This is a genomic window from Pseudorhodobacter sp. (assembly GCF_030452865.1).
Taxonomy (GTDB): Bacteria; Pseudomonadota; Alphaproteobacteria; order Rhodobacterales; family Rhodobacteraceae; genus Pseudorhodobacter.
In genome coordinates this window covers 1-6,031 of sequence record NZ_JAKDLJ010000226.1, presented here as the reverse complement: position 1 = coordinate 6,031, position 6,031 = coordinate 1, and the positions used below count along the sequence as shown (strand labels likewise).

At 60.7% G+C, this 6,031-nt stretch carries 5 protein-coding genes; 3 read left to right on the top strand and 2 right to left on the bottom strand.

Going from position 1 to position 6,031, the window contains the following annotated elements:
- Nucleotides 1-2 precede the first annotated feature (2 nt).
- Genes L0H65_RS12990 through L0H65_RS12980 form a run of 3 tightly spaced genes read left to right on the top strand, consistent with a single transcriptional unit; the run spans nucleotide 3 to nucleotide 3,821 of the window.
- Complete coding sequence (locus L0H65_RS12990; RefSeq protein WP_301459476.1) at nucleotides 3-1,484, top strand: trimethylamine methyltransferase family protein; 1,482 nt, start codon at nucleotides 3-5, stop codon at nucleotides 1,482-1,484.
- A gap of 7 nt (nucleotides 1,485-1,491) precedes the next feature.
- The gene (locus L0H65_RS12985) at nucleotides 1,492-2,922 is read left to right on the top strand and encodes an aldehyde dehydrogenase family protein (protein ID WP_301459475.1); all 1,431 of its coding nucleotides are present in this window, start codon (nucleotides 1,492-1,494) and stop codon (nucleotides 2,920-2,922) included.
- The gene (locus L0H65_RS12980) at nucleotides 2,919-3,821 is read left to right on the top strand and encodes an NAD(P)-dependent oxidoreductase (RefSeq protein ID WP_301459474.1); all 903 of its coding nucleotides are present in this window, start codon (nucleotides 2,919-2,921) and stop codon (nucleotides 3,819-3,821) included. The genes L0H65_RS12985 and L0H65_RS12980 overlap by 4 nt, the downstream gene beginning before the upstream one ends.
- A gap of 8 nt (nucleotides 3,822-3,829) precedes the next feature.
- Here L0H65_RS12980 and L0H65_RS12975 read toward each other — a convergent pair whose 3' ends face one another.
- Together L0H65_RS12975 and purF are read right to left on the bottom strand one after the other, a co-directional pair.
- Complete coding sequence (locus tag L0H65_RS12975) at nucleotides 3,830-4,486, bottom strand: SDR family oxidoreductase (protein ID WP_301459473.1); 657 nt, start codon at nucleotides 4,484-4,486, stop codon at nucleotides 3,830-3,832.
- Nucleotides 4,487-4,575: 89 nt separating this feature from the next.
- A partial coding sequence (purF, locus tag L0H65_RS12970; protein ID WP_301459472.1) for an amidophosphoribosyltransferase occupies nucleotides 4,576-6,031 on the bottom strand: 1,456 nt, incomplete at its 5' end.

Below are 6,031 nucleotides of genomic sequence, written 5' to 3'. Positions count from 1 at the left end.
CATTGCGGGCGGCACCGCTTGCCGATGATCTGCGTCCGGTGCGGGCGGGGATGCCGGGCGGACAGTATAAGCCTTTGAGTGAGGCAGCGGTGGCACAGATCCATGAATCTGCGTTGCAGGCATTGGAGCAGATCGGATTGTCTCAGGCGCCGCCGTCGGGGGTGAAGTTGTTGACCGAAGCGGGGGCGGTCCAAGGTGACGATGGGCGCATTCGGTTCCCGCGTGCCTTGGTGGAGGATATGCTGGCGGTCGCGGCGCGCAACATCACGCTTCATGCGCGCGACCCGAAGTTTGATTTGAATCTGACGGGGAGCAATGTGCATTTCGGCACAGCGGGGGCAGCCGTACATATCGTTGACCCTTTCACGCTGGAATATCGTGAAAGCACGGCGCAGGATTTGTATGACGCGGCGCGACTGGTCGACAATCTGGACAATATTCACTTTTATCAACGCACGATGGTATGCCGGGATGTCGTTGATAACCTCGATATGGACTTGAACACGCTTTATGGCTCTCTTTCCGGCACGAAGAAGCATGTCGGCACATCCTTCAGCGACCCGTCCCATGTCGCGACGTGTTTTGACATGCTCTACACCGTCGCGGGGGGGGAGGAGAAATGGTTGGAGCGGCCGTTCGTGTCCAATTCCAACTGTTTTGTTGTGCCGCCGATGAAATTTGCCGAAGAATCCTGCATCACGATGGAGGATTGCATCCGGCGCGGCATGCCGATGTTGCTTCTGAGCGCGGGGCAGGCGGGGGCGACCAGCCCTGCGCCGATTGCCTTGACGATTGTGCAGGCGGTGGCGGAATGTCTGGCGGGGGTGGTCTATGCCAATGCGATCAAACCCGGTGCGCCTTGTATTTTTGGCACCTGGCCGTTTGTGTCGGATTTGCGGACCGGGGCGATGTCGGGCGGATCGGCAGAGCAAGCTTTGCTGACGGCAGGTTGTGCGCAGATGCATCGGTTTTATGACCTGCCGGGTGGCGCGGCGAGTGGGATTTCGGATAGCAAACTGCCCGATATGCAGGCCGGTTGGGAGCAAGGGATTACCAATGCGCTGGCGGGATTGGCTGGGCTGAATATGTGCTACGAAGCCGTCGGGATGCATGCCTCCCTTCTGGGATTCTGCATGGAAAGTCTGGTTTTGGGCGATGATCTTCTAGGCCAGGCAATGCGCTTGGTGCGGGGTATTGACGTGACGCCGGACAGCACCTCGATCGAGGCGATGAAAGAGGTTTGCATGGGCGGGCCGGGGCACTACCTCGGCTCGGACCAGACTTTGCGGCTGATGCAGACGGAGTATATTTATCCCGCAGTCGGCAATCGCATGTCGCCGAAGGAGTGGAATGAGGCTGGCAAACCCTTGCTGTTGGAAAAGGCATTGGCACGGAAGAATGCGATACTCAGCAAGGCCGGACGGCAGATTGATCCGACAATCGACGCGGCGATCCGATCGAAATACAACATTCATTTCAAGTGAGAAATCAATGGGTTTTGAGAATACATTGAGTTTTTACATCAACGGTGAATGGGTCACGCCGTTGGGCGTCGCGCGCCTGGACGTGGAGAACCCGGCAACTGAGGAGATCTTGTGCGAGATCGCTTTGGGGTCGGTGGCGGACGCTGACCGGGCGGTCGCGGCGGCGCGGGCAGCCTTTGCCGGGTTTTCCGTGACGCCTGTGGCGGAGCGGATTGCGCTGTTGGAACGTCTGCTGGCTGAATATAACGCGCGGGCAGAGGATTTCGCGCAGGCGATGCGGCTTGAGATGGGGGCACCGATTGCCTGGGCGCGCGCGGCGCAGGTTTGGGCCGGCCAGGTCCATCTGCAAAGCACGATCACAGCGGCGAAGCGTTTTGAGTGGGAAACCGCACGGGGGGCGAGCCGGATCATCCGCGAAGGCATCGGCGTTTGCGCACTGATTACGCCGTGGAACTGGCCGATGAACCAGATCGTGTGCAAGATGGCCCCGGCGATTGCGGCAGGTTGTACCATGGTTTTGAAACCGTCGGAGATCGCGCCCTTGTCGGGGTTGCTCTGGGCTGAAATTTGCGATGCGGCGGGAGTGCCTGCCGGGGTCTTCAATCTTGTGAACGGCACCGGGCCGGAGGTGGGGGTGCGTCTGTCGAGCCACCCGGATGTTGATATGGTCAGTTTCACCGGCTCCACTCGCGCGGGCGTGCAGGTGGCGGCGAATGCGGCACCAACGGTAAAGCGCGTGGCGCAGGAATTGGGTGGAAAATCGGCCAATATCATTCTGCCTTCGGCGGATATTGTGGCCGCCGTGACGCAAGGCGTGGCCGCCTGCATGGCCAACACCGGCCAAAGCTGCGATGCGCCGACGCGGATGTTCATCCCGCGTGGGACCGAAGCCGTCGCTTTCGCGGCGGCGAAAGTGGCGGCAGATGCGTCGGTGATTGGCGATACGGCGGATGAGACCGTAACCATGGGGCCGCTGGTGTCACGCATGCAATATGACAAAGTGCAGGGATTGATCGGGCAAGGGATCGCGCAGGGTGCGACTCTGATCTGTGGCGGTCTCGGGCGCCCGGACGGAATGAATCGGGGCCATTATGTGCGGCCAACCGTTTTTGGCAATGTGACGCCGGGAATGGTGATAGAGCGGGAAGAAATCTTTGGACCGGTGCTGTCGATCCTGTCTTACGATACCGTGGATCAGGCGGTGGTGATGGCGAATGACACCGATTACGGACTCGCTGCCTATGTGCAGGGCGATCTGTTTGCGGCGCAGGCCGTAGCGCGCCGTTTGAAGGCGGGTCAGGTGAATATCAACGGGCCGGAATGGGACACGTTTGCGCCCTTCGGCGGATACAAACAATCGGGCAACGGGCGTGAATATGCCGATTGGGGCATCCATGATTTTTGCGAGGTCAAGGCGCTGGTGGGGTATGGTGAATGATACATTATGGCTATATCGGGCTTGGGAACCTTGGCGCGAACTGCGCGGCCTGTTTGCTGCGGGCCGGGATTCAGGTAACGGTTTACGACCTGAACCCGGCGTTGGCGCAACCGCTGCTCGCGTTGGGAGCGGTATTGGCGCCGAGTGCACAAGCATTGGCCGAAGCGGCGGATCACGTGATCACCTGCCTGCCTTCGCCAGCGATATCGGAGCGGGTGTTGCGGTCCGTCCTTCCGGTGATGCCAAAAGCCGCGACATGGGTGGAGATGTCGACGCTGGGCCGCGATGACGTGCTGCGCTTGGGTGCAGTCGCGGCAGCGGCGGGCGTGCGGATGATGGAACTGCCGGTGACGGGTGGCGTTCATCTGGCGGCGCAAGGCAAGATCACCATGCTTGCGGGGGGAGAGAGGGATCTGTTTGACCTGCATCTGCCCGCGATGCAGGCGATGGGAGACCGGATTTTCCACATGGGGCCGCTGGGGTCAGCATCCATCATCAAGGTGATTACGAATATGCTGGCCTTTATCCATCTGAAGGCTACGTCAGAGGCGCTGATGCTGGCCAAGCGTGGCGGGCTTGATCTGGGGCAGGCGCATGCGGCGATTGCGGCCTCATCCGGCAACAGTTTTGTGCATGAAACCGAAGGCGCACTGATCCTGAACGGGTCGTATGACGTGGCGTTCAACATTGATCTGGCGTTGAAGGATCTCGGGTTTGCCTTGGGTTTTGGTCGGGAGTTCGGGGTGCCGCTGGATTTGGCGGCGATGACGGAACAAACCTATGTCGCGGCGAAAGCGGCATTTGGCGGCGATGCGCAATCGCCGATGATCGCGAAGCTGTTGGAGGATTTGTTGGCAACCGATCTGCGCGCCGATGGGTTTCCGGCACGGCTGGAGTAAAGCCACAGTCACCAGAGGTCGGCCAACAGGCGCTTTGCCTCTGCCTGCGGGGTGGCGAGGGGGCTGCGATCCTCACCGGGGAAAAAGCGACCGCGGGTGGCTGTGGCGGTTGGATTCGGTGTTGCTATCATCACGCGCGGGCCGGTTTTGACAGTTTCCGCCGCCCATGAACGCGCCAGCGCGATTTGTGCGGCCTTGCATGCACCGTAAGCGCCGAAAAACTTGTGACCTCCGCGGGGATCATCGAGAAACAACGCTGTGGCACCTGGCCGGATGCGCAGCAAGGGTTCGATCATCGGGATGAGGATGCCGGTTGCGCGGCTGTTGATCGCAAGCGATTTGTCCCAGTCTTTCGCAGCGACATGGCCGGCGGGTGACATCGGGGCCGCGTGAATCGCTGCATGCACCCAAAGGTCAAGGCCGCCCCAACGGTCAAAGATCGAGCGGCAGAGGTGACGCATGGCAGCGTCATTGGTGATATCCATCGGAGCCAGCGTCAGCGCATCTGTTGCGCCTGCGGCTTTGGCCCGGTCGTCAACCTCCTCCAGACCGCCGGTCGTGCGGGCGACAGCGACGACATGCCAACCCTGAAGGGCGAGGGCTTCGGCCATGGCCGCCCCGATTCCGCGTGAGGCACCGGTGATGAGCGCGATTTTTTTCGGCATTGGCTTTCCTTACGCAACTGCGCTGGTGGCCGACTGCGGAGCCTCCGGCGGGGATATTTTTGAACAGATGATGGGGTTGCTGGGCCCTGTTACTCAGCGGCTTTCATTTCAAAGCCATTTTCAATCATGTCTGAAGGGGCAACAGGGTATTGCCCTGAAAAACAGGCATCACAGAATTGCGGCGAGGTATTGTCGCGCCCCTTTATCGCCCCGGCAGCACGGTAAAGCCCGTCGAGGGAGACGAATTTCAGGCTGTCGACACCGATCCACTCGCGCATTTCTTCCTCTGACATGGTGGCGGCGAGGAGTTTGGAGCGTTCAGGGGTGTCGACGCCGTAAAAGCACGGCCAGGCGGTGGGCGGGGAGGCGATGCGGAAGTGGACTTCGGCAGCGCCTGCATCAAGGATCATATCCTTGATCTTGCGCGATGTGGTGCCGCGCACAACCGAATCGTCGACCAGGATCACCCGTTTGCCTTTGATCAGCGCGCGGTTGACGTTGAGTTTCAGGCGCACACCCATGTTGCGGATCTGTTCGGTGGGCTCAATAAACGTGCGGCCCATGTACTGGTTGCGGATAATGCCCATCGCGTATGGGATGCCGCTTTCCTGAGAGTAGCCGATGGCGGCGGGGGTCCCGCTATCGGGGACCGGGCAGACAAGATCTGCGTCCACCGGGGCTTCGCGTGCCAGTTCGACGCCGATCTGACGGCGGGTTTCATAGACCGAGCGGCCGCCGAGGATGCTGTCGGGGCGGGAGAAGTAGACGTGTTCAAAGATGCAGCCACGCGATTTCATGCGGCGGAACGGAAAATGGCTTTCGACGCCTTTTTCCGAGGAGATCACTACCATTTCGCCAGGCTCTATCTCTCGGACGAATTCCGCGCCGATGATGTCGAGCGCGCAGGTTTCGGAACTCAGCGCCCAGCCGTCCCCGAGTTTTCCCAGCACAAGGGGGCGCACGCCAAGCGCATCACGCACACCCATCAGTTTCGTGCGGGTCATGGCGACGATCGAAAAAGCGCCTTCGACCTTGCGCAAAGCTTCTTCCATGCGGTCGGGGATGTTGCGGCCCATGGAGCGCGCCATCAGATGGATGATGCACTCGCTGTCGGAGGTGGATTGGAAGATCGAGCCGCGTTCGATCAATTCACGGCGCAGGGCGGTGGCGTTGGTCAGGTTGCCGTTATGGGCAACCGCCGCGCCGCCCATCGAAAATTCGCCAAAGAACGGCTGCACGTCGCGGATCGCGGTCGCCCCTTTTGAGCCTGCGGTGGAATAGCGGACGTGGCCGATGCCGATGGTGCCCGGCAGGGTTTGCATCACATCGGCCTTGGTGAAATTGTCGCGGACATAGCCGAAGCGGCGGGCGGAACAAAAGCCGGCCTCCGGATCATAGGTGACGATTCCGCCCGCCTCTTGCCCGCGATGTTGCAGCGCGTGCAGGCCGAGGGCGACGAAACTGGATGCGTCGGCCATGCCGATGACGCCGAAAACGCCACATTCTTCGTGCAACTTGTCATGGTCGAACGGGTGGGCAAGGAAG

What these genes read in the sequence shown, in the direction of transcription:
- L0H65_RS12985 (WP_301459475.1), top strand. Translation starts at nt 1,492, where the DNA reads ATGGGTTTTGAGAATACATTGAGTTTTTACATCAACGGTGAATGGGTC.
- L0H65_RS12980 (WP_301459474.1), top strand. Translation starts at nt 2,919, where the DNA reads ATGATACATTATGGCTATATCGGGCTTGGGAACCTTGGCGCGAACTGC.
- L0H65_RS12975 (WP_301459473.1), bottom strand. Translation starts at nt 4,486, where the DNA reads ATGCCGAAAAAAATCGCGCTCATCACCGGTGCCTCACGCGGAATCGGG.